Below are 2,508 nucleotides of genomic sequence, written 5' to 3'. Positions count from 1 at the left end.
CGTTGCCGCAGCCCGCCCCCACGGCCGAGCCTGCGCCGCTGCCGTCGGCCGACGCCGTCAATCCCGACCGCTTCGGCGCAAAACCCGCCGACGCGGCCTATGGCGCCTTCCAGCGCGGCCTCTACAAGACAGCTTACAATCTGGCATTGGTCCGGGCGCAAAACGGCGACCCGGCGGCGCAGACCCTGGTGGCCGAGATCCTGTCGCGAGGTCTCGGTGTACCGGTCAATTCGGCGCAGGCGGCGAAATGGTACGCCTTGGCCGCCGAACAGGGTGTGCCGGAATCGCAGTTCCAGTATGCGCTGATGCTGCTCGACGGCCGCTATGTCAAAAAGGATGGAAAAGAGGCCTACGCCCTGATGCAGGCCGCAGCCGAAGCCGGCAACCGGCTGGCGCAATTCAATTTCGCGCAGATGCTGGTCCAGCAGGACCCCGGCGACGCCGGTATGGCCAAGGCGGTCTCCTACTATGAACGCGCCGCTGCGACCGGCCTCGCGGACGCGCAATATGCAATGTCGCAGATCTACGCCAACGGTGTCGGCGGCAAGCCACGCGACGATGCCCAGGCAAGGCGCCTGCTGGCGCAGGCCGCAAGGCAGAACTACGACACCGCGCAAATCGATCTCGCCGCCTGGATGATCGAAGGCCGCGGCGGTGCGCGCGACCTGAAATCCGCCTTCGGCTGGATGAAGCAGGCGGCGGAGGGCGGCAATGTTGCCGCCCAGAACCGCCTGGCCAAGCTCTATATGCAAGGCATCGGCACCGATCCGGACCTGGTCCTTGCCGGTGCCTGGTACATCATTGCCCGCCGCGCCGGCCTCATCGATCCGCAGATGGACGACTTCCTGCAGGGGCTGGACGACGACCAGACCAAGCAGGCGCTGCAGAAGGCCAACCGGCTGCCTTGACGGCGGCCCGCGCGGTCATTGCGAGTGTCGCCTCGGCTGCCCTCGCCTGGCACCAACCTGCCCGCTCCCTTGCCTCTTCTGGCGATTTGTGGTCTTGGGAGCCCGAAATCGCTTTCCCAGCGAATATCCCTTACCGACGGCGTGGCCGTAGGCATCATTCCGGATCATCTCATCATGGCCAAGATCAATGGCAACGAAATCCGTCCCGGCTATGTCATCGAGCATGATGGCGGCCTTTGGGTGGCGGTCAGGACCAACACCGTCAAGCCTGGCAAGGGCGGCGCCTACAATCAGGTCGAACTGAAGAACCTCATCAACGGCACCAAGCTCAACGAGCGCTTCCGCTCGGCCGAGACGGTCGAACAGATCCGGCTCGACCTGAAGGATTTTTCCTTCCTCTACGCGCAGGAAGACGCCCTGGTGTTCATGGACACCCAGAGCTACGAGCAGCTCGAATTGAACAAGGACTTCGTCGGCGATCGCGCCGCCTTCCTGCAGGACGGCATGATGGTAACGGTCCAACTCTACGAAGAGCGGCCGATCGGCATTTCGCTGCCCGACTATGTGACGCTGACCATCACCGAGGCCGACCCGGTGGTGAAGGGCCAGACGGCGGCATCGTCCTACAAGCCGGCGATCCTGGAGAACGGCATCCGCGTCCTGGTGCCGCCCTTCATCGGCGCCGGCGAACGCATCATCGTCGACACCAACGAAATCACTTACGTGCGCCGCGCCGACTGACGCATGTCCCCCAACAGTGGCCCGGTTCCGGGTCACCGACATGCATCGAGGCAGAATTTAAAGCGCAGCACCGGGAAAAAGCACTATGGCACGCTCAGCCCTTCTCAACGTCATGGTCCAGGCCGCAATGAAGGCCGGCCGCTCGCTGTCGCGCGACTTCGGCGAAGTGCAGAACCTGCAGGTCTCGATGAAGGGCCCCGGCGACTATGTCAGCCAGGCCGACCGCAAGGCCGAGGACATCGTCTTCGCCGAACTGTCCAAGGCACGGCCCGGCTATTCCTTCCTGATGGAGGAGCGCGGCGTGGTCGAAGGCGACGACGGCCAGCATCGCTGGATCGTCGACCCGCTCGACGGCACCACCAATTTCCTGCACGGCATTCCGCTCTTTGCCGTTTCGATCGCGCTGGAGCGCCAGGGCCAGATCGTCGCCGGCGTCATCTACAATCCGGCGATGGACGAACTCTACACCTGCGAACGCGGCGGCGGCGCCTTCATGAACGACCGCCGCTTGCGCGTCGCCGGCCGCATCAAGCTGGTCGACACGGTCATCGGCTGCGGCATGCCGCATCTCGGCCGCGGCCACCACGGCAATTTCCTCGTCGAGCTGCGCAACGTCATGGCCGAGGTTTCCGGCGTCCGCCGCCTCGGCTCCGCATCGCTCGATCTCGCCTATGTCGCTGCCGGCCGCATGGATGGCTTCTGGGAAACCGGCCTGTCTGCCTGGGATATCGCCGCCGGGCAGTATTTCAAGCTTCCGTTGCGGTTTTGCGACTGCGGCGCATCAGCGCGGCGGTTTGTCGGCGCGGCTTGCCTGTCAACGAGAGGAGAGCGGCTTCTTCACGACCTTGAGCAAAGCGCG

At 64.6% G+C, this 2,508-nt stretch carries 3 protein-coding genes; all 3 read left to right on the top strand.

What is annotated here, in order from left to right:
* On the top strand, positions 1-908 hold a 908-nt coding region (locus tag ENZ75_RS28385), incomplete at its 5' end, for a tetratricopeptide repeat protein (protein WP_164888062.1).
* A 174-nt stretch (positions 909-1,082) separates the two neighbouring features.
* Positions 1,083-1,649 (top strand): elongation factor P, encoded by a 567-nt coding sequence (efp, locus tag ENZ75_RS28380; RefSeq protein WP_013529127.1) that lies wholly within the window; start codon positions 1,083-1,085, stop codon positions 1,647-1,649.
* Between the two features lie 85 nt (positions 1,650-1,734).
* Positions 1,735-2,508 (top strand): inositol monophosphatase family protein (locus ENZ75_RS28375; RefSeq protein ID WP_245481270.1); only part of this gene is annotated, 774 nt, incomplete at its 3' end.

Origin of the sequence: Mesorhizobium sp. M7A.F.Ca.CA.002.04.1.1 (assembly GCF_004022805.1) — a bacterium.
Classification (GTDB): Bacteria; Pseudomonadota; Alphaproteobacteria; order Rhizobiales; family Rhizobiaceae; genus Mesorhizobium; species Mesorhizobium ciceri.
The sequence above is the reverse complement of the archived record's forward strand: the minus strand, read 5'-3'. Positions and strand labels throughout refer to the sequence as shown.